We start from the raw sequence: 19793 nt of genomic DNA, 5'->3' as shown, positions 1-19793 counted from the left end.
CCGGGCACACACCTGATCTACCGGAGGGCATAGCTATATGTGTGGAATTGTCGGCTACATCGGCAAGCGTGACGTGGCTCCGCTGCTGCTCGAAGGCCTGCAGCGGCTGGAGTACCGGGGCTACGACTCCGCGGGCATCGTGATCACGAGCCCCAAGGCCGCCGGCCTGAAGATGGTCAAGGCCAAGGGCCGGGTCCGTGACCTGGAGGCCCGGATCCCCAAGCGCTTCGCCGGCACCACCGGCATCGCACACACCCGCTGGGCCACCCACGGCGCCCCGAGCGACATCAACTCGCACCCGCACCTCGACCCCGAGAACAAGGTCGCGGTCGTCCACAACGGCATCGTCGACAACGCCGCCGAGCTGCGCGCGAAGCTGGAGGCGGACGGCGTCGTCTTCGCTTCCGAGACCGACACCGAGGTGATCACCCACCTGATCGCCCGCTCCCAGGCCGAAAAGCTCGAGGAGAAGGTCCGCGAGGCGCTCAAGGTCGTCGAGGGCACCTACGGCATCGCGGTCATGCACGCCGACTTCAATGACCGCATCGTCGTGGCCCGTAATGGCTCCCCGGTCGTCCTCGGCATCGGCGAGAAGGAGATGTTCGTCGCCTCCGACGTCGCCGCGCTGATCTCCCACACCCGCCAGGTCGTCACCCTCGACGACGGCGAGATGGCCACGCTGAAGGCCGACGACTTCCGGACGTACACGACCTCGGGCACGCGCACCACCGCCACCCCCGAGACCGTCGAGTGGGAGGCCGCCTCCTACGACATGGGCGGCCACGACACGTACATGCACAAGGAGATCTCCGAGCAGTCGGACGCCGTGGACCGCGTCCTGCGCGGCCGCATCGACGAGAAGTTCTCCACCGTGCACCTCGGCGGGCTGAACCTGGACGCCCGCGAGGCCCGCGGCATCCGCCGTGTGAAGATCCTCGGCTGCGGCACCTCGTACCACGCGGGCATGATCGGCGCCTCGCTGATCGAGGGCCTGGCCCGGATTCCCGCGGACGCCGAGCCGGCCTCCGAGTTCCGCTACCGCAACCCGGTCGTGGACCCCGACACCCTGTACATCGCCGTCTCCCAGTCCGGTGAGACGTACGACGTGCTCGCGGCCGTGCAGGAGCTCAAGCGCAAGGGCGCCCGCGTCCTCGGCGTGGTCAACGTGGTGGGCTCCGCGATCGCCCGCGAGGCCGACGGTGGCGTGTACGTGCACGCCGGCCCCGAGGTCTGCGTCGTCTCCACCAAGTGCTTCACCAACACCGTGGTCGCCTTCGGGCTGCTCGCCCTGCACCTGGGCCGCATCCGCGACCTCTCGGTCTCCGACGGCAAGCGGATCATCGAGGGCCTGCGCAAGCTGCCCGCGCAGATCAGCGAGATCCTTGAGGGCGAGGCCGAGATCAAGAAGCTCGCCGAGGAGTACGCGGGCGCCAAGTCGATGATGTTCATCGGCCGTGTCCGCGGCTACCCGGTGGCTCTTGAGGCCTCCCTGAAGCTCAAGGAGATCTCCTACATCCACGCCGAGGCCTACCCGGCCTCCGAGCTCAAGCACGGCCCGCTGGCGCTCATCGAGCCCGCGCTGCCGACGGTCGCGATCGTCCCGGACGACGAGCTGCTGGAGAAGAACCGCGCGGCCCTGGAGGAGATCAAGGCCCGCAGCGGCCGGATCCTCGCCGTCGCGCACCGCGAGCAGGAGAAGGCCGACCACACGATCGTTGTGCCGAAGAACGAGAACGAGCTGGACCCGATCCTGATGGGCATCCCGCTCCAGCTCTTCGCGTACCACACGGCCCTGGCCATGGGTCGCGACATCGACAAGCCGCGCAACCTGGCGAAGTCCGTCACCGTCGAGTAGGTCGCCCCTTTTCCGGTCGTACCGCAACCACCAATTGAGCAACACCGACGGCGAGCAACCACCTCCGCGAGAGCGGCGGCGGTTCAGCCGCAAAGAGGGGCGGTCCCCCTGCGCAGCCACCATTGCGCAGGGGGACCGCCTTTTGGGTAAGCCGGCGCGGCCCAGGCGCCGGCTTGCGGCTGCCTCAGCCGGTGGCCGTCACTCCACGGCCGGCAGCGCGTCCGGAGAAGGTCGGCCACTTGGCGAGTGCGGCCGTCGCGCCGTACCAGGCCGCCAGGCCCGCGACCGCGCCGACCCAGCCGCCCGCCTTGGCCAGGCCGTCGTTGTCCGCGAACGACGCGATGCCTATGAGCAGCAGTGAGACGAACAGCAGCCCGTAGACGCCCTGTCCGAACAGTCCGCTGCCCGCGGACGCGGCGGTCAGGGTGAGTGCGAGCAGCGCCCACAGCAGCAGGAAGAGGCCTGCCGCCTCGGCCGACATCTCCGTGCCGACCCCGGTGCCCCAGGTGAACCAGAAGGCGCCGAGACCCGAAAACGCCGTGCCCGCACCGGCGTTGCCCGCGCGGTACTCGAGCAGTCCGATGATGAACAGTGTGACGCCGCCGACCCACGTCGCGAGACCGGCGGCGTCCGTCGCCGCCACATTGTCGATCACACCGGTGTGGCCGACGCCGAACGCCAGCAGGGTCAGTCCGAGCGCGAGGTGGCCGAGAGTCGAGGTAGTAGCGCTTCCCGCAGAGACTTCGTTGTCCACGGCGGGCTCCCTTCGTGTCCTGTGCAGTTGTGCTGCTTCCCAGCCACCCTTATCTACCCTTCACAAGCGCACAATCCACCTGTACGGGTGGGTAGATTTCCGTGCACACCAAGGGAGTTGACCCCGCCCGACCTGGACGGAAAGCGCAAGTGGAAGCGCGATTACGGGTTGGCTACGGGATGACGACAACAGGCCGCTGCGCGCGCTTCGCGAGCCTTCCGGCCACCGAGCCGAAGAGGCGCCCGACGATGCCGTGCGTCGAGCCGACCACGATCGCGTCGGCCGAATACTCCCGGCCGACCTCCTCCAGCTCGTGGCAGATGTCGCCACCGCGCTCGACCAGGATCCAGGGGACCTCGGCGAGATAGTCCGCGCAGGCGAGCTCCAGGCCCAGCACCTCAGTGCGGTGATCGGGGACATCCACGAAGACCGGGGGCTCACAGCCCGCCCAGACGGTGGTGGGCAGCCGGTTGGCGACATGGACGATGATCAGGCCGGAACCGGACCTTCTGGCCATGCCGATGGCGTAGGCGAGCGCCCGCTCACTGGACGTCGACCCGTCGAAGCCGACGACGACTCCGTGCCGGAAGGCCGGATCGCAGGAATGACGTGTCTCTTCTGCCGCCTGGAGGTCCGACGTGGGGTCGGCGACCTGCTTGCGGTCCGCGGGTTCGGGGAATTCGTGACCGGCCATCGGTGTCTCGGCGTTCAGATCCTCATGGGAGGGCGACGGTGGGCGGCAGAGCTGTGTCCGGGAATCATCTTCCCTGGCCCATACCCCCAAGGGTACGGCGACACTCCTTCCCCTGCCCAGAGCCCACAGCCCCTCTCAGGGCGTTCCAGGGAGCATGCCCGAGCCCGCCCCCGTATGGCAATGCCGCTTGGTGTGTACAGCCGTCTCGCGCACCGCTCGGGACGCCTCAGGGTGACCGAACCGCCGCGCCTGTCGTTGGCACCTCGGTCACCCCGCCGCCTCCAGGGAGCTTCCGTGTCCGCACCACCGTCCGCCCCGGCCTCCGCCCCCTCTCCCACCCCCTCCCCGGCCCCGCAGCACGGACGGCGCCGCGCGCCGCGACGGCAGCAGGAGGCGCCCGCCGGGCCCATCGGGCGCGTCCCGCACCCCTCGTCCGAGTCCGCCGGCGACGTGGTCCGCTGGGCGGCCTTCAGCTGTGTGCTCGTGCCTGTCGTGCTGGTCGTGTACGGGACGTCCGTCGGCGGGGCCGCCGCCGCGGCCCTCGGTCTCGCCGCGGTCACCGCCGCCTGCCGGGTCCTGCTGCGCCAGTCCGAACGCAGTGCGGCCCGGGCCCGTACGGCCGAGGCCACGCCGCCGCGCGGCCGCCGCGCGCGGACCGGTCCGGGGGCGCGCCGGGGCGGTCGGCACGGGGCGGGAAGTGCGCCCGGCGGCTGACGGGTTCGTACACTCGCACCCGTATGATTTCAGCCAACTTCGCGCCACCGGCTCTCCCTTGGTGAAATGGCCTGCCAACCCCCTTGCCACCAGGGAAGAAAGGACTATTCGCGGCCCTTGCGCCCTACGTGGATGGGCCATGAGTGCCAGGCGCACTTCCCTGGGCGCCCGACGAGTGGAACGCTTCGTGATCGAATGCTTCGCGCCAAGTTGCCATGTCGACATAGCGGGGCATGCCGAACTTGTCACGTCGGCGCCACGGGACACAGTAGATTCGATCATGAGTATCGAAGACTCGGGACTCGTGCAAAACCGAGGGGAAACGTGCAGGAGCGAAAGGCCCGAAACGAACGGGGAGACGCGAACACCGAGGGGGGCTTAGCGTCATGAGTCAGGACTCCGCCGCACCGGAGGCAGCGCGGAAGCTTTCCGGCCGCCGGCGCCGGGAGGTTGTCGCGGTGCTGCTGTTCAGCGGCGGCCCCATCTTTGAAAGTTCTATCCCGCTCTCGGTGTTCGGAATTGACCGTCAGGACGCCGGAGTTCCCCGCTATCGACTGCTCGTCTGCGGTGGCGAGGAGGGCCCGCTGCGGACCACCGGCGGGCTCGAACTGACCGCGCCGTACGGCCTTGAGGCCATCGGCAGAGCAGGCACCGTCGTCGTACCGGCATGGCGGTCGATCACGTCACCGCCACCGCCCGAGGCGCTCGACGCGCTGCGCCGGGCGCATGAGGAGGGGGCCAGGATCGTCGGACTGTGCACGGGTGCGTTCGTGCTCGCGGCGGCCGGTCTGCTGGACGGCCGCCCGGCCACCACCCACTGGATGTACGCGCCGACACTGGCCAAGAGATATCCGTCCGTCCATGTCGATCCGCGCGAGCTGTTCGTCGACGACGGCGATGTGCTCACCTCCGCGGGGACGGCGGCCGGAATCGACCTGTGCCTCCACATCGTGCGCACCGACCACGGCACCGAGGCCGCCGGGGCACTGGCCCGCAGGCTGGTCGTGCCGCCGCGCCGCAGTGGGGGGCAGGAGCGGTATCTGGACAGGTCTTTACCAGAGGAAATCGGGTCGGACCCGCTGGCCGAGGTCGTCTCGTGGGCGCTGGAGCATCTCCATGAACAGTTCGATGTGGAGACCCTGGCGGCCCGGGCGTACATGAGCCGGCGCACCTTCGACCGGCGATTCCGTTCGCTGACCGGCAGTGCGCCGCTGCAGTGGCTGATCACCCAGCGGGTGCTTCAGGCCCAGCGGCTGCTCGAGACCTCCGACTACTCGGTCGACGAGGTCGCGGGCCGCTGCGGCTTCCGCTCGCCGGTGGCGCTGCGTGGCCATTTCCGGCGCAGCTGGGCTCCTCACCGGCCGCGTACCGGGCCGCCTACCGGGTCCGCCGCCCGCAGAGCGAGTCCGCACCGCCCTCGGTGGTGGAGGCCGTCGTACCGGCGCAGGCGGGTCCCCAGGCCAGACGGGCCGCGGCGGCGGCCGGAGCGACGGGGCCGGCAGCCACATCGGCCGCTCCGCCGGAGCTCGGGAAGCCTCCTTCCGACGCGTACGCGTCGGGCCACGGCCGTCCGAGCCTGCCGGGCCAGCGGAGTGCGCCATAGTCCGACGGGAGGCGACGCCGCCCCCCGATCGCCGGTCGGCCTGGTCCGGTCCGGTCGACGATCCCGGCCTGGTCGGCCGGGCAGGACCTAAGGTAGGACGCATGAACGATCGCATGGTGTGGATCGACTGCGAGATGACCGGGCTCTCGTTGGCGGACGACGCACTCATCGAGGTGGCCGCACTGGTCACCGACTCGGAACTGAACGTGCTCGGCGAAGGGGTGGACATCGTGATCCGCCCGCCGGACGCGGCGCTGGAAACGATGCCCGAGGTGGTGCGGCAGATGCACACCGCCTCGGGCCTCCTCGACGAGCTTGCGGGCGGCACCACGCTCGCGGCCGCCGAGGAGCAGGTCCTGGCGTACGTACGCAAGCACGTCAAGGAGCCCGGCAAGGCTCCCCTGTGCGGAAACTCGGTCGGCACCGACCGCGGCTTCCTGCTGCGTGACATGCCCAAGGTGGAGCAGTACCTCCACTACCGGATCGTCGATGTCTCCTCGGTCAAGGAACTGGCGCGCCGCTGGTACCCGAGGGCGTACTTCAACAGTCCGGAGAAGAACGGCAACCACCGGGCGCTGGCGGACATCCGCGAATCCATCGCGGAGCTGCGCTACTACCGGGAGGCGGTCTTCGTGCCGCAGCCCGGACCGGACTCGGATACCGCGAAGAAGATCGCGGCGAAGCACGTCCTTCCCGCGGAGTAGGACCGGAGGGGGCGCGCGCCACGGGCCCTTAAACCCGGGCGCGAGCACCCTCCGGGACCCTGTACACTTTTTCTCGGCCGGTCGGAAAGTGACCGGTCGTGGTGGGTATAGCTCAGCTGGTAGAGCACCTGGTTGTGGTCCAGGATGTCGCGGGTTCGAGTCCCGTTACTCACCCTGAATGATCAGCCCTTGACCTGGCACAACAGGTCAGGGGCTGATCTTGTTTTATCTTGGCCAAACGCGGGCCTGACGGGGCCCTGGAATCGCGAGCCGCCATCGACGCCGATCCGCAGCTGCGCACGACGAACTGCTGCAAGCGCACGAAGCTGCCCCGCGTCAACGACCACACCACGGAAGAGACGACGTTCCTGGAGCGCGACGAGTACCAGCGGATCGCCGCCGAGATCACCGACCACGCGCGCGTGATCTCGCAGAGTGGCCCGTCGGCACCGGCATGCGCTGGAGCGAGGCCACCGCGCTCAAGGTCCACGACCTGTGCCTTGCCGAGGAGCGGCCGTCCGCGAGCATTCAGAGGGCATGGAAGAAGGCGAAGCAGGGGACCGTGGGCGGGGGCGTTCTACCTCGCCCCTCCCAAGACCAGGAAGGCGCGCCGAGTCGATTCAGACCACGGTGGACCGGTACGGGCGCCCGGGGCTGCGGCAGGTGGTCTGGGCGGCCGTGTCTTCCGGTGGCGCGGCGACACCGGATCACCTCCGGCAATCCGGTGTCGCGGCGCAGTCCGGCTAGAGCTTTGCGATGTCCTTGTGGACCAGTTCGGAGCCGTGATAAGCGGCCAAGCGCACCTTGAGCTGATGGCCCTTCGGCGCCTTGATGATCCGGTTGGGCGTCTCCAGCAGGTTGTTGCCGTAACAGGGAGGCTCGGAGTTGAGGGCGGTCCAACCGTCCCCCACGTCCTTCGGATCGTTCCACTCCACCCAGACGCAGTCGGGCTCGCCGGAGTAGGCCTCCACCGAGATGATCTTGACCGAGTTCACCGCGCCGTCGACGCGCTCATAGGTCACAGTCGCGGAATTGTGGTGGCGGCCGGTACCGGCCTCCAGGTAGACCGGGCTGACTGCGGTGTCGGCAGCGGCCGGAGCCGCTCCTCCCGCTACCGTCGCGGCCACGACCGCGACGGTGACAGACAGGGCAGGTATGCGCATGTATCCGTCTCCACGAAGCTAGTTGAGGAAGTCTCACCTTGTGAGATTGACTTCCGCGGGAAACGAGAAGCCTCCGGCTCCACCGTCACGCGACGAGAGCCTCGGAATATCCCGCCTCCCAGAACGCCTTCACCCTCGCGCAGAGCGACGGCGAGCGCGTCGGTGAAACCACTTAGTTCGACTACGTATGCGCGCGTTAACCTCGGCATTTCATGACGGTCCGTCGGGTGTTCGGCGGGCCGTTTCGGCTGTTCAGGCTGAGTGTGAGCAGGTTGGGGAGCCGACTGACACGCGGTGGGCTTCGCCGTGGCGCTGCCCGCCGTCGTCGCTGCGTCGGCGTCTCCGATGCTCTGCCGTGGGTCGCGGGCGGCCTTGCCGTCGCGGGCGCTTTCGCCCGGGTGATGGCGCTGCCCGGTGTCGAGCGGCTCCTTGACAGGTTCCGGCCTGGTCGACGAGCGGTGACGGAGCCGCAGGACCCGGACGTGTGCATCAGCCCGGCGCAGATGTACCAGGAGATGAGGCCCCTGCACGATGCCGTATCTCGGGTAGAGACGAAACTCGACGGACTTCGCGACGACTACAAGGACGGGACGGAAGACCTGAGCGACCACGAGACCCGTATCCGCGCTCTGGAGCGGGGGCGGTGGCCGCTGCCGACGATCGGTGTCGTGCCGCATCCCTTCGGGGAGTGCAGGGGGCCTTTCGCCATGCCCGGTTGCGCGCAACCAGCCCACGGCGGCCGGGATCGGCAATCTGACGCAATCCGCGGGCGCTCTCCAGCTGTCCGGCGCATCCTGGACCCCCAACCAGCCAGCACGGAGGTCCCTATGACGCTCAGGTTCATCGGCACCACCAGCGACGGCGGCGACTGCCCCACCCTCTACGAGGTCGAGGCGACCGGCGACATCCTCGTCCAGGGCGAGCGCGTGACCGACCCCGAGCAACTGGCCAGACTCCGCGACGTGAAAGAGAGCGAGACGTTCGTCATCGTCCCGCGTGACCTACTCACTCGCTTCGCCCCGCGGAGCGAGCCTGCGGCCATCTTGCCGTTCACGGAAGTCACCCATCTATTCCGCGACTTCAAGCACACGGCATGGAGGCTGGAGACCCGCCGGGGTTACGCCTCCGACCGCAACAGCCCGAAGTGGCAGCGGTGGCAGGCCGGGGAGGACATCGCCGCCGAGCCGTTCGACGACTGGCGCAACAACGTCGCCGCACAGGTGGCGCAGGGGAAGCGCTTCGAGCGGGTCCGCATCGTCGACACGCCGCCCCCCGACGGGCAGCGATTCCTCCTCGCCTCCGGCCTCGGCAATGTCGCCGCAGGCGAGGACATCCGCAACCTCACCCGCGCGGACGCCGAACGCTACGGCCTGCCGGACTGGGACTTCTGGCTCTTCGACTCCCGCACCCTGGTGCACTTCGTGTTCGACGAGCAGGACACCACCCTCGGTGTCATCGTCAGTGAGGACCCCGCTGAAGTCCTCGCCGCCTGCCAGGCCCGGGACACGGCATGGCATCACGCAACCCGTACCGCCGACTTCGTAAGGCGGGTACGTTCCACCGTGTGAGCACGGATTTCCAGCAGGCCAGGATCGTCCTCGGTGCGCGGCTGCGCGAGCTGCGCACGGGGGCGGGCCTGGACGGCAAGGGCATCGCCGAGCGGCTCGGCTGGCAGCGCTCGAAGGTCTCGCGACTGGAGACCGGAAAGCAGACCCCGTCCCGTACCGATCTGGCCGAGTGGGCCCACGCGGTCGGCCGGCCTGACCTCGCCGCAGAACTGACGGGGCGCCTGACGGGGATGGAGACTCTTGAGACCCAGCACCGGTCGTGGCGGCGGCAGTTGGCCGCCGGGCACCGTGCGAGGCAGGAGCTCGCGATTGCTGAGACGTCGGCGACGCAGATGATCCGCGGGGTGGAGGTGGCCCGGATCCCGGGTCTGTTCCAGACGGCCGAGTATGCGCGGTACACCTTCGAGTCGAACGCCGAGTTCCGGCAGGTCGCGAAGGACGTTGAGGACGCAGTACGGGCGCGGATCCGCCGCCAGGAACGGTACGGCCGGTACATCCACCACGCCCCGAACTCCCGGTATCGGGACAAGGCCGCGATGGTCGACGTCGTCGGGAAGATTCGCGCAGCCGGCTACGCGGTCGACGAGTCGCTGCGGGGCACGAAGGCGGACTGCAACGAGCCGGCCTGCTGCGGCGACGGCCCCTGCTGCTAGCCCCGATCCCCGTGCGCGGCCGTCGAGAAGGCGGCCGCGCGCCACTCGCAGAACGGAGCCGCCGTGGTTGCCCTTCTCTCCGCCTGCAGCCGCATCACGGTCTTCCCGCTGGAGGGCCTGACCGTCGCCTACACCACACAGTCCAGCGACTCCCGCGGCCTCGGGGATGTCGCCGTCGTCGGCCTCATCGACCCCGCCACTGCGAGCGGCGACCATCTGTGGTGGCTGGCCGCGAGCATGTACACCAATCCGCCCTCCAGCCAGACGCAGGCCCGGTGGATCCTCACCCAGTGCACCCGGGCCCGCACCGTCCGGGCGCCCTCATACCGCGATCTGCCTGATGCGAAGTGGACCGGCGACCTGACCCGCGAGTTCCGCCTCGACGCCCTCTTCGCCAACCACGCCATCCTGCGCACGGGCCGCCTCACCATCGAGTGATGTAAGAAACGTCAGCTCTGTCGCGACGGACGAGCCGCCCGCCCCCGTAGAGCAGGTGTCGGAGCAATCCCCGGCACCCGAAAGCCGCCCCGGTCTGCCTGCGTCCCCCGTCGCGGACAGGCCGGGGCTCTTGCGTGCTTGCTCACCGATCGAGCGGCTCAGAGTCCTGCCACCGTCGCAGGAACCCTTTCCCTTTCGGGGTGAGAGCAACGAAGATCTCCAGCGGTGTACCACCCAGCGCGATGCTCGGCCGGCCGTGGTTCTGTACCCGCCCATGATCCCGTCCGCCAACAGGTTCCTGATCATCAAGAACAGGCAGCGATGGCCCGGTCTTCGGACCGGGGCCCTTGATCGTTTCTACGACGACTCGCGTACGACAAGCTCCGTCGGCAGCACGATCTGCGGTCGCCCCGTCGCCCGCCCCGTAATTTCCTCAAGCAGCACCCGCGCCATCGTGCGCCCCATCTCCTCGATCGGCTGGCGCACGCTCGTCAGCGCCGGGTCCATGTGGCGGGCCACCGCCGAGTCGTCGAAGCCGACCAGCGCCACGTCGTCCGGGATCCGGCGGCCCGACTCGCGCAGCACCTGGCGGGCACCCGCCGCCATCACGTCGGAGGCCGCGAAGACCGCGTCCAGCTCGGGGCAGCGCTCCAGCAGGTCCCGCATCGCACGGCGGCCGCCCTCCTCGGTGAAGTCCGCGGGGGCCGTCAGCCGCGCGTCCGGGGGCAGGCCCGCCGCCGCCAGGGCGGCGCGGTAGCCCTCCAGGCGGCACTGCGCGCCGTACACGTCCAGGCGTCCGGTGATCGTCGCGATCGAGCGGCGGCCGCGGGCGGCCAGGTGCGCCACCGCGCTGCGGGCGCCCTCGAAGTTGTCGGAGTCGACCGCGGCGAGCGTCTCGTCGGCGGAGCGGCGGCCGCTGATCACGGCCGGGATGGAGAGGTCCTCCAGCATGTCGGGGATCGGGTCGTCGGCGTGCACCGAGACCAGCAGCACGCCGTCGACGCGGTGGGCGGCCAGATACTGGGCCAGACGGCGGCGCTCGCGGTCGCTGCCGGCGAGGGTCAGCAGCAATTGCATGTCGGTGTCGGCGAGGGCCGCGCCGACCCCGCGGACCATGTCGGAGAAGTACGGCTCGGCGAAGAACCGGTCCTCCGGCTCCGGGACGACCAGGGCGATCGCGTCGGTGCGGTTGGCGGCCAGCGCGCGGGCCGCGCGGTTGGGTACGTACCCGAGCTCGGCGACGGCCGCCTCGACGGCGGCGCGGGTGGCGTCACTGACCCGCGGCGAGCCGTTGATCACGCGGGAGACCGTGCCGCGGCCGACGCCCGCGCGTGCGGCGACTTCTTCGAGGGTGGGCCTGCCCGTGCCCCGCCCGCCATTGCGCGTACGGATTGTGCGAGACACCATCTCCGCCTCCCCAGGCTTCCCGTCCGAGAACATAACGTGCCGGGTGCCTTGACACCCCTGCGGCGAGCCGCGACCCTTCAACACATCACATATGGGAGCGCTCCCACCGTACCTCAGTCATACACAACCCGCACGTTCCCCGCCCGAGCCGCAGAACGTCAACGTAACGGGGCTGCACGCCAGTTGGCCGGGGGGTCGGCACGTCAGGGCACAAGGAGGACGCAATGCGCAGGGCAGTAATCCTCGCGGTCGTCGCCGCGCTCGGCGCCGGTCTGCTGGCCGGCTGTGCCGAGGACAGCGACGAACCCACCGGCAGCGCCTCCAACGGCGGCGGCGGTGCGGGCAAGGGCAGGACCACCCTCACCGTAGGGGTCTTCGGCGCCTTCGGCCTCAAGGAGGCCGGTCTGTACGACGAGTACATGAAGCTCCACAAGAACATCGAGATCAAGCAGACCTCCATCGAGCGGAACGAGAACTACTACCCGCAACTGCTGACCCACCTGGGCAGCGGCAGCGGACTCGCCGACATCCAGGCCGTCGAGGTCAACAACATCGCGGAGATCACTGCCACTCAGGGGGGCAAGCTGGTCGACCTCGGCACGACGGCCGGCGTACAGAAGGACGCGTTCCTGCCCTGGAAGTGGGCGCAGGCAACCACCAAGGACGGCAAGACGATCGCGCTCGGCACCGACATCGGGCCGCAGGGTATCTGCTACCGCAAGGATCTCTTCGCCAAGGCCGGGCTGCCGACCGACCGTGAGGCGGTCGGCAAGCTGTGGACGGGCGACTGGAACAAGTACCTGGACGCGGGCAAGCAGTTCAAGGCGAAGGCCCCCAAGGGCACGGCGTTCGTGGACTCGGCGACCGGGGTGATGTCGGCCATCACCGGCAGCAACGAGAACCGCTTCTACGACAAGGACGGCAAGGTCGTCTACAAGACCAACCCGGCCGTGAAGCAGGCCTGGGACATCGCCGCGTCGTTCGCGACGGAGGGTCTGACCGGCAAGCTCCAGCAGTTCACGCCCGCCTGGGACCAGGGCTTCGCCAACGGCACCTTCGCCACCGTCTCCTGCCCCGCCTGGATGCTCGGCTATATCCAGGACAAGGGCGGGGCCGCGGGCAAGGACAAGTGGGACGTGGCCGCCGCGCCCCGGCCCAGCAACTGGGGCGGCTCCTTCCTGGCCGTGCCCGACGCGGGCAAGAACAAGGAGGAGGCGGCCAAGCTCGCCGCCTGGCTGACCGCCCCCGAGCAGCAGGCGAAGCTCTTCGCCAAGCGCGGCAGCTTCCCGAGCGCCAAGGCCGCGTACTCCCTGCCCGAAGTCTCCGGCGCCAAGCACGCGTACTTCGGCAACGCGCCCATCGGGGAGATCTTCTCCAAGGCCGCCGAGGGTGTGCCGGTCCAGATCATCGGGCCGAAGGACCTGATCATCGCGCAGAACCTGGGAGACGTGGGCATGCTCCAGGTCGACCAGAAGGGCCGCTCCTCCCAGCAAGGGTGGGACGCGGCGGTGAAGGCGATCGACAACGCACTGGACCAGTGACCGGTATGGCAAGTGACGCACAGGCCGCCGCGCCCTCCCAGGGGGAGGAGGGCGCGGCCCCGCGCACACTCTCCGGCCCGCACACATCGTCCGAGTCGCGCACACCGAGCGAGTCGGCGGCCGACCAGCGCCGCCGGGACCGGCGCAGCCGCCGCTACCGGCTGGACGTCAGGTGGAGTCCGTACGCCTTCGTCGCGCCGTTCTTCGTGTTCTTCCTGGCCTTCGGGCTCTTTCCGCTGCTCTACACCGGCTGGGCCTCGCTGCACCGGGTGGAGCTGACCGCGCCCACCGACATGGAGTGGGTGGGGCTGCGGAACTTCTCCCGGCTGCTGGAGGACGAGTTCTTCTGGAACGCGCTGAGGAACACCTTCACCATCGGGCTGATCTCCACGGTTCCGCAGCTGCTGATCGCGCTCGGCATCGCGCATCTGCTGAACTACCGGCTGCGCGGTTCGATGTTCTTCCGCGTCGCCGCGCTGACTCCGTACGCCACCTCGGTGGCCGCCGCGACGCTCGTCTTCGTGCTCCTCTTCGGACGCGACTACGGAATGATCAACTGGGCGCTGGGCCTGGTCGGCTTCGACAAGATCGACTGGCAGAACGGTACCTGGACCTCCCAAGTGGCCGTCTCCACCATCGTCATCTGGCGGTGGACGGGCTACAACGCGCTGATCTACCTGGCCGCGATGCAGGCCATCCCGAACGATCTCTACGAGTCGGCCGCGCTCGACGGCGCCTCGCGCCGTCAGCAGTTCCTGCATGTCACCGTCCCCTCGCTGCGGCCCACGATCCTGTTCACCTGTGTGGTCTCGACGATCGGCGCGACCCAGCTCTTCGGTGAGCCACTGCTGTTCAACGGCAGCGCGGGGGCGACCGGCGGCGCCGAGCATCAGTTCCAGACGCTCGGGCTCTATCTGTACGAGCAGGGCTGGGTGAATCTCCATCTCGGCCGGGCTTCCGCGATCGCCTGGTCGATGTTCCTGCTCCTGCTGGTCATCGGCGCGGTGAACTGGCTGCTCGCCCGCCGTCTGAGCAAGAGCGCGTAGGGGGTACGTGACGTGACGACTTCGCTGAGCACCAGGCGGGCCAAGGGCCGCACCGCACGCACCCAAGGCACCGGCCGCACCACAGGTGCCGGAGGCAGCCGGGGCGCCAAGCGCGCCGGACGCCATCTGCACGGCGGCCGGATCACCTATGCCGTGCTGATCATTTTCACCATCGGCTCCCTCTTCCCTCTCGTGTGGACGGCCATCGCCGCCTCCCGCAACAACACCCGGCTCGCGCAGACTCCCCCGCCCTTCTGGTTCGGCGGCAATCTCTTCAAGAACCTCCAGTTCGCCTGGACCGACGCCAATATGGGCACCGCCCTGCTCAACACCACGATCGTCGCCGGGTCGATCGCGGCCGGGACCGTCGTCTTCTCCACGCTGGCCGGCTTCGCCTTCGCCAAACTCCGCTTCCGCTTCAAGAACCTCCTGCTCGTGCTGGTGATCGGCACGATGATGGTGCCGCCGCAGCTCAGCGTCGTACCGCTGTACATGCTGATCGCCGAGCTGTCCTGGACCGACCAGCTGCAGTCCGTCATCCTGCCCACCCTGGTCAGCGCCTTCGGCGTGTTCTTCATGCGGCAGTACCTCATCGAGGCACTGCCCACCGAGCTGATCGAGGCGGCGCGCGTGGACGGCGCGAGCAGTTGGCGCGTGGTGTGGCATGTCGTCTTCCCCGCCGCGCGGCCCGCGATGGCCGTGCTGGGGATGCTGACCTTCGTCATGGCCTGGAACGACTTCTTCTGGCCGATCATCGCGCTGACCCAGAACGGCAGCCCCACCGTGCAGGTCGCGCTGACCGGGCTCGGCCGCGGCTTCATCCCCGACCAGTCGGTGATCATGGCGGGTGCGCTGCTGGGCACACTGCCGCTGCTGATCGCCTTTGTCCTGTTCGGGAAACACATCGTCGGCGGCATCATGCAGGGCGCCGTCAAGGGCTGACGCCTCCTCACATCCACGTACCTACACACATGTTGGGAGCACACCCATGTCCGACGCGCCCATGACCTTTCCGCCCGCCTTCCTGTGGGGCGCCGCCACCGCCGCGTACCAGATCGAGGGCGCGGTGCGTGAAGGCGGCCGCACGCCATCGATCTGGGACACCTTCAGCCATACGCCGGGCAAGGTGGAGGGCGGTGACACCGGGGACACGGCCGTCGACCACTTCCACCGCCGCGCCGAGGACGTCGCGCTGATGGCGGACCTGGGCGTCAACGCCTACCGCTTCTCGGTCTCCTGGCCGCGCGTGCAGCCCACCGGCCGCGGCCCCGCCGTCCAGCGCGGCCTCGACTTCTACCGCGGCCTCGTCGACGATCTGCTCGAGCGCGGCATACGTCCCGTGCTCACCCTCTACCACTGGGATCTGCCCCAGGAGCTGGAGACGGCGGGCGGCTGGCCCGAGCGGGACACCGCGCACCGCTTCGCCGACTACGCGCGGATCGTCGCCGACGCCCTGGGCGATCGTGTGGATATGTGGACCACCCTCAACGAGCCCTGGTGCAGCGCCTTTCTGGGATACGGCTCCGGTGTGCACGCTCCCGGCCGCACCGACCCGGTCGCCGCCCTGCGGGCAGCCCACCATCTCAACCTCGGCCACGGCCTGGCTGCCCAGGCGCTGCGCTCCGCGCTCCCTGCGGGCGCCCAGCTCTCCGTCAGCCTCAATCCGAGCGTGGTCAGGGTGAGCAGCCAGAGCCCCCAGGACCTGGACGCGCGCCGCCGGATCGACGCGCTCGCGAACCGGATCTTCGCGGACCCGATGCTGAAGGGCACGTATCCGGAAGATCTCTTCGCGGACACCGCGCGCCTCACCGACTGGTCCTTCGTCCACGGCGACGATCTCGCAGTCATCAAGCACCCCCTGGACTCGCTCGGACTGAATTACTACGCACCTGCAGTTGTATCGGCTGCCACTGACAATCACGCCGAGCGCAATGACGGCCACGGCGCGAGCGAGCACTCCCCCTGGCCCGGCGCGGACGCGGTCTCCTTCCACCAGCCGCCCGGCGATCGCACCGAGATGGGCTGGTCGATCGACCCGACGGGGCTGTACGACCTGCTGCTGCACTACACCCGCGAGGCCCCGGGCCTGCCGCTGATGATCACCGAGAACGGCGCGGCGTACGTCGACAAGCCCACCGCCGACGGTTCGGTCCACGATCCCGACCGCATCCGCTATCTGCACGGCCATCTCCTCGCGGTCGGGCAGGCGATCGCGGAGGGCGCGGATGTGCGCGGCTATTTCCTGTGGTCGCTGATCGACAACTTCGAGTGGTCGTACGGGTACGGCAAGCGCTTCGGCGCGGTGTACGTGGACTACGAGACGCTGGCCCGTACGCCCAAGTCGAGTGCGTACTGGTACGGGGAGCTGGCGCGGACGGGGGTGCTGCCGGAGCCTCCGGCGTGACTCACGGCCGGGGCTCAACACCGGTGCTTCAACGCCGCTCCTTCAACGCCGGTGCTTCAACGCGGGTGCCTCACCACCGGTGCCTCACCACCGGTACGGAGGGCGCTTGATGTCCACGTCGCTCCTGTCCGCCACGGCGTCGTCGTACAGAGCCTGCGCGTCCTTGGCGTACACCGGCGAATAGGTGATCCAGTCGACGTTCTGGTCGTTGCCTCCGCCGTTGTAGCCCCCGGTGTTGCCGATGACCTTGCCAGTACGGGTCGCCGGGTTGTAGTCCGTGATCCAGGGGCCGCCGGACACCCCGCCGTGGAAGCCGGCGCACGTCATCCGCATCTGCCGGAAGCCGGTGAGGCGCGAGGTGGTGACATCGCAACGGAGCGCCTGGTGCTTCTTGTTGACGGCCTCGCCGCTGGGATAGCCGATCACGGTGGTGTTGTAGCGGTAGCCGGCGGCCCGGGTGAGGGTGAGGGAGCCGGTGACGTCCTCGGCCCTGCCCCTGCTGTTGGGGGCGAGCCGCACGAAGGCGAAGTCCAGGTCGGAGACGGGTTTCTTGGTGTTCTGCTCGTAGCGCGGGTCGACGAAGACCCGCCGCACCTCGAAGATGCCGCTGGGCTGGCCTGTGGCGGGGGCTCCATGGCGGTACTGCGGTACGAAGACGCTGTGCGTGGAGCGCTTGAGGCCGTTGGCGCAGTGGCCCGCGGTGAGGACCAGATCCTTCGTGGCGCTGTGGACGACACTGCCGGTGCAGGAGGTCACGTCTCCGCCGAGCGGTCTGCCGTCGTAGAAGAAGGTGCCGACCATCGGCAGTCCGCCGAAGTACTCCCCCTTCTTGATCCCGCCGGGCGCGGCCGCCCGCAAACGGGACGTGCCTGAGGCGGAGTCGACGGCTACGGCATCGGCCATGCGCTGCGCCGTCCAGTACCCGTCTGCGGTCGGGTTCGGGTTCGGGTTCGGGGCCTGGCGCGGACCCGCTCCGAGGGCTCCCGCGCAGAGGATGAGCGCGAGAACGGGCAACCCACGTGGGCGCAACAGACTGTCCTTCCCGTGGATGATCAACCGCCGGACTCAGTGGGTCAATTCGAACCAGGTCGCCTTGCCACGGCCCGGGCCGTGGCTGCAGACACCCCACGCGTCGGCGCCGTACGAGATCAGCTGCATGCCGCGACCGCTCTCGTCCTCCTCCGCGGGCGTCTGACAGGCCGGAACCCCGGGCGCCTCGTCGTGCACGAGGATGCGCAGGCGGTGGGCGTCGGTCCAGCCGGCGAAGAGGGTCACCGGGGCGGTGCAGCCCTTGAGGACGCAGGCGTTGATCGCATTCGTCACCGCCTCGGAGGTGAGCAGGACCGCGGTGTCCATCAATTCGGTTCGCCGGGTCGCGCCGAGGAGCGTACGTACGGTTTCGCGAGCCGCGCGGACCCACAAGGGGTCGGGCGGGAAGACCAGCGAGACATCGCCGGTCGGGGGATCCTCCATGGGGCGCCTCCAGGTGGGGGATGCGGTGCCTGTGACCCTCGTTCGCCGCTGTTCAGTACGGAGTGGGGCGATGAATCACTCAATGACGGATGAAAGCGCGCCCCGGCCGGATGGGGGGTGGTCCGGCCGGGACGCGCTGGTGGGGGGCGCCGACGTTCTCGCTGGGGAGTGTCTTCGAAGTAGCGTCGCCAGGCAGACGGGACTATGAAGACACGACGTAGGGTTACTTGAAGGCGCCGAAGGCCTTCGTGAAGGCCAGCGGCTCCTGGACGATCGAGGAGCACGTCGCGTCCGCGGAGGGCTTCGCACCGCCCGCGCACTGCTTGTCACGCGCCGACGACCACATCGCCAGCCAGCCGATGCCCTTCGACTTCGCGAACTCGACCAGCTGCGTGGCGTCGTCGACCTTGAAGATCTCGGTGGCGACGTCGTTGACGCCGATCATCGGGGTGACGGCGATGGCCTTCCACGCGGCCGCGTCCGACAGACCGAGCACGCCCTTGATCTGCGCCTGGGTCGCGGTCGCCGCCTGGATGGCGTACTGGCCCATGTCGCCGCTGTAGGCGGGCCCGTAGTCCATCGCCATGATGTTGACCGCGCTGACCTTCACGCCGTTCTTCTTGGCGTCGGCGATCAGATCCACGCCGGGCTGGGTCAGTCCCTCGGGCATCACGGGCAGCGTGAAGGAGACGTCCAGGCCCGGGTGGGACTTCTGGAGCTGCGCGATCGCCTGCGAGCGGCGGGAGTTGGCGGCGGTGTCCGGCAGGGCCGCGCCCTCGATGTCGAAGTCGACCTTGGTGAGCTTGTACGCGTCGATGACCTTGCCGTATGCCTTCGCGAGCTCGTCGGCGGAGGTGCAGCGCAGGCCCAGCTCGGAGCCCGCGGCACCACCGAAGGAGACGCGGACGTCGCCGCCCTTGGCACGCAGCGCGCCTATCTGGGAGGCCACCTGGTCGCTGCCGAGGTCGGTGACACCGCCCCAGAGGGGCGCGCAGCTGCCGCCGGAGGTGATGAAGGCGAGGTTGAACTCCTTGACCCCGGTCTTGGTCGCGGTGTCCACCAGGTCGTACGCCGGGTAGAGCGAGGTGTCGACGTACGGCGCGAAGCGCGCGCCGGTGCCGGTGCCGCCGCCGGGTGTCTCGGTGGGCGTGGGCGTCGGCGTAGGCGTCGGTGCCGAGGTCGGGGGCTTGGTGGGGGTGGTGCTCGCCGTCGGGGTGGGCGTCGGCTTGGGCTGCTCGGTGGGGCGGCCGCTGGGCTGCGGGGTCGCGCCGTCGTCCACCGAGCACTTGACCTTGTTGATGAGACAGGAGGTCGGGTCGCCCGCGGTCGCGGTGGTGCTCGCGGCGGTGACGAAGCCGACGGTGACCGAGGCGCCGGGCGCGAGCTGCTTGTTCCAGCTCGCGGGCTTCACGGTGACGTGCCGGCCGCTGACCGTGTGCTCGCCGTTCCACAGCGAGCTGATGGTGGTGCCCGTAGGCAGGTCGAATTCGAGCGTCCAGCCGGTCTGCGCCGTGTCCGTGTCATTGGTGATGACGTACTGGCCGGTGTAACCGCCGGTCCAGGAGCTGGTCTTGGTGTACGCGGCGCCGACGGACGCGGCCTGCGCGGTGCCCGTGAGGGCGAATGCCGCGCCGCCGATCACCGCGGCGGCGACGACGGCGCCGACCGCCTTGGTCCTGACGCTCGCCCTGCGCCGGTGCGTACTGCTGCCCATTGCGTGCCTGCCTCTGCGTTACGGGGGTGGGGGGTGGTGAGGCAGCACGCTAGCGATACGGA

At 69.3% G+C, this 19793-nt stretch carries 17 protein-coding genes, 1 tRNA gene and 2 pseudogenes; 12 read left to right on the top strand and 8 right to left on the bottom strand.

What is annotated here, in order from left to right; all coding sequences use genetic code 11:
- The first annotated feature begins 37 nt into the window (after positions 1 to 37).
- The gene (glmS, locus tag OG905_RS25935) at positions 38 to 1855 is read left to right on the top strand and encodes a glutamine--fructose-6-phosphate transaminase (isomerizing) (protein WP_328677678.1); all 1818 of its coding nucleotides are present in this window, start codon (positions 38 to 40) and stop codon (positions 1853 to 1855) included.
- A gap of 184 nt (positions 1856 to 2039) precedes the next feature.
- On the opposite strand, the gene OG905_RS25930 is transcribed toward glmS, so the two are convergent.
- Both OG905_RS25930 and OG905_RS25925 read right to left on the bottom strand, forming a co-directional pair.
- Positions 2040 to 2609: a GPR1/FUN34/YaaH family transporter gene (locus tag OG905_RS25930; protein WP_328677675.1), complete on the bottom strand. Its 570-nt coding sequence runs from the start codon at positions 2607 to 2609 to the stop codon at positions 2040 to 2042.
- A gap of 172 nt (positions 2610 to 2781) precedes the next feature.
- Entirely contained in the window at positions 2782 to 3303 is a 522-nt protein-coding gene (locus tag OG905_RS25925; protein ID WP_328677673.1) for a universal stress protein, read from the bottom strand.
- A 408-nt stretch (positions 3304 to 3711) separates the two neighbouring features.
- Between OG905_RS25925 and OG905_RS25920 the strand changes: the two genes are divergently transcribed.
- The 4 genes and pseudogenes from OG905_RS25920 to OG905_RS25905 all read left to right on the top strand — a co-directional run bounded on the left by OG905_RS25920 (position 3712) and on the right by OG905_RS25905 (position 6498).
- The gene (locus OG905_RS25920; RefSeq protein ID WP_328682606.1) at positions 3712 to 4017 is read left to right on the top strand and encodes a hypothetical protein; all 306 of its coding nucleotides are present in this window, start codon (positions 3712 to 3714) and stop codon (positions 4015 to 4017) included.
- 386 nt (positions 4018 to 4403) lie between these two features.
- A pseudogene (locus tag OG905_RS25915) lies at positions 4404 to 5620 on the top strand (GlxA family transcriptional regulator).
- A gap of 101 nt (positions 5621 to 5721) precedes the next feature.
- Entirely contained in the window at positions 5722 to 6324 is a 603-nt protein-coding gene (gene orn / locus OG905_RS25910; RefSeq protein ID WP_266476179.1) for an oligoribonuclease, read from the top strand.
- 101 nt (positions 6325 to 6425) lie between these two features.
- Positions 6426 to 6498: transfer RNA gene (locus OG905_RS25905), tRNA-His, on the top strand.
- 8 nt (positions 6499 to 6506) lie between these two features.
- Here OG905_RS25905 and OG905_RS25900 read toward each other — a convergent pair.
- Together OG905_RS25900 and OG905_RS25895 are read right to left on the bottom strand one after the other, a co-directional pair.
- Positions 6507 to 6740: a hypothetical protein gene (locus OG905_RS25900; RefSeq protein ID WP_328677669.1), complete on the bottom strand. Its 234-nt coding sequence runs from the start codon at positions 6738 to 6740 to the stop codon at positions 6507 to 6509.
- A gap of 327 nt (positions 6741 to 7067) precedes the next feature.
- A complete protein-coding gene (locus tag OG905_RS25895) occupies positions 7068 to 7487 on the bottom strand; it encodes a hypothetical protein (protein ID WP_328677667.1) in 420 nt (139 codons plus the stop codon).
- An 827-nt stretch (positions 7488 to 8314) separates the two neighbouring features.
- Between OG905_RS25895 and OG905_RS25890 the strand changes: the two genes are divergently transcribed.
- From OG905_RS25890 to OG905_RS25880, 3 genes and pseudogenes are all read left to right on the top strand, one after another.
- Positions 8315 to 9055, top strand: coding sequence for a DUF6879 family protein (locus OG905_RS25890; RefSeq protein WP_328677665.1), 741 nt, complete (start codon positions 8315 to 8317; stop codon positions 9053 to 9055).
- Positions 9052 to 9534, top strand: a pseudogene (locus tag OG905_RS25885) (Scr1 family TA system antitoxin-like transcriptional regulator); the annotation flags it as partial. The gene OG905_RS25890 and the pseudogene OG905_RS25885, both read left to right, overlap by 4 nt.
- A 237-nt stretch (positions 9535 to 9771) precedes the next feature.
- Positions 9772 to 10146, top strand: coding sequence for a hypothetical protein (locus OG905_RS25880; protein ID WP_328677663.1), 375 nt, complete (start codon positions 9772 to 9774; stop codon positions 10144 to 10146).
- Positions 10147 to 10503: 357 nt separating this feature from the next.
- Here OG905_RS25880 and OG905_RS25875 read toward each other — a convergent pair whose 3' ends face one another.
- Positions 10504 to 11553 (bottom strand): LacI family DNA-binding transcriptional regulator, encoded by a 1050-nt coding sequence (locus OG905_RS25875; RefSeq protein WP_328677661.1) that lies wholly within the window; start codon positions 11551 to 11553, stop codon positions 10504 to 10506.
- A gap of 224 nt (positions 11554 to 11777) precedes the next feature.
- Here OG905_RS25875 and OG905_RS25870 point away from each other — a divergent pair, with 224 nt between their 5' ends.
- Genes OG905_RS25870 through OG905_RS25855 form a run of 4 tightly spaced genes read left to right on the top strand, consistent with a single transcriptional unit; the run spans position 11778 to position 16544 of the window.
- Positions 11778 to 13094 carry an ABC transporter substrate-binding protein gene (locus OG905_RS25870; RefSeq protein ID WP_328677659.1) on the top strand — a complete coding sequence of 439 codons (1317 nt, stop codon included), beginning with the start codon at positions 11778 to 11780 and terminating at the stop codon, positions 13092 to 13094.
- Between the two features lie 5 nt (positions 13095 to 13099).
- Positions 13100 to 14140: a carbohydrate ABC transporter permease gene (locus OG905_RS25865; RefSeq protein ID WP_328677657.1), complete on the top strand. Its 1041-nt coding sequence runs from the start codon at positions 13100 to 13102 to the stop codon at positions 14138 to 14140.
- A gap of 24 nt (positions 14141 to 14164) precedes the next feature.
- A complete protein-coding gene (locus OG905_RS25860; RefSeq protein ID WP_443044084.1) occupies positions 14165 to 15082 on the top strand; it encodes a carbohydrate ABC transporter permease in 918 nt (305 codons plus the stop codon).
- A gap of 46 nt (positions 15083 to 15128) precedes the next feature.
- Positions 15129 to 16544, top strand: a complete 1416-nt coding sequence (locus OG905_RS25855; protein WP_328677655.1) for a GH1 family beta-glucosidase — start codon at positions 15129 to 15131, stop codon at positions 16542 to 16544.
- Between the two features lie 84 nt (positions 16545 to 16628).
- On the opposite strand, the gene OG905_RS25850 is transcribed toward OG905_RS25855, so the two are convergent.
- The 3 genes from OG905_RS25850 to OG905_RS25840 all read right to left on the bottom strand — a co-directional run bounded on the left by OG905_RS25850 (position 16629) and on the right by OG905_RS25840 (position 19731).
- Positions 16629 to 17447: a trypsin-like serine peptidase gene (locus tag OG905_RS25850; RefSeq protein WP_328677652.1), complete on the bottom strand. Its 819-nt coding sequence runs from the start codon at positions 17445 to 17447 to the stop codon at positions 16629 to 16631.
- Between the two features lie 162 nt (positions 17448 to 17609).
- A complete protein-coding gene (locus OG905_RS25845; RefSeq protein WP_266476145.1) occupies positions 17610 to 18017 on the bottom strand; it encodes an ATP-binding protein in 408 nt (135 codons plus the stop codon).
- A gap of 223 nt (positions 18018 to 18240) precedes the next feature.
- Positions 18241 to 19731 (bottom strand): glycoside hydrolase family 18 protein, encoded by a 1491-nt coding sequence (locus OG905_RS25840; protein WP_328677647.1) that lies wholly within the window; start codon positions 19729 to 19731, stop codon positions 18241 to 18243.
- Positions 19732 to 19793: the final 62 nt, after the last annotated feature.

The organism is Streptomyces sp. NBC_00322 (assembly GCF_036147535.1).
GTDB lineage: Bacteria > Actinomycetota > Actinomycetes > Streptomycetales > Streptomycetaceae > Streptomyces.
The sequence above is the reverse complement of the archived record's forward strand: the minus strand, read 5'-3'. Positions and strand labels throughout refer to the sequence as shown.

Coding starts and splice junctions, on each gene's coding strand:
- glmS (WP_328677678.1), top strand. CDS start 38: ATGTGTGGAATTGTCGGCTACATCGGCAAGCGTGACGTGGCTCCGCTG.
- OG905_RS25925 (WP_328677673.1), bottom strand. CDS start 3,303: ATGGCCGGTCACGAATTCCCCGAACCCGCGGACCGCAAGCAGGTCGCC.
- orn (WP_266476179.1), top strand. CDS start 5,722: ATGAACGATCGCATGGTGTGGATCGACTGCGAGATGACCGGGCTCTCG.
- OG905_RS25895 (WP_328677667.1), bottom strand. CDS start 7,487: ATGCGCATACCTGCCCTGTCTGTCACCGTCGCGGTCGTGGCCGCGACG.
- OG905_RS25890 (WP_328677665.1), top strand. CDS start 8,315: ATGACGCTCAGGTTCATCGGCACCACCAGCGACGGCGGCGACTGCCCC.
- OG905_RS25875 (WP_328677661.1), bottom strand. CDS start 11,553: ATGGTGTCTCGCACAATCCGTACGCGCAATGGCGGGCGGGGCACGGGC.
- OG905_RS25870 (WP_328677659.1), top strand. CDS start 11,778: ATGCGCAGGGCAGTAATCCTCGCGGTCGTCGCCGCGCTCGGCGCCGGT.
- OG905_RS25865 (WP_328677657.1), top strand. CDS start 13,100: ATGGCAAGTGACGCACAGGCCGCCGCGCCCTCCCAGGGGGAGGAGGGC.
- OG905_RS25855 (WP_328677655.1), top strand. CDS start 15,129: ATGTCCGACGCGCCCATGACCTTTCCGCCCGCCTTCCTGTGGGGCGCC.
- OG905_RS25850 (WP_328677652.1), bottom strand. CDS start 17,447: ATGGCCGATGCCGTAGCCGTCGACTCCGCCTCAGGCACGTCCCGTTTG.
- OG905_RS25845 (WP_266476145.1), bottom strand. CDS start 18,017: ATGGAGGATCCCCCGACCGGCGATGTCTCGCTGGTCTTCCCGCCCGAC.
- OG905_RS25840 (WP_328677647.1), bottom strand. CDS start 19,731: ATGGGCAGCAGTACGCACCGGCGCAGGGCGAGCGTCAGGACCAAGGCG.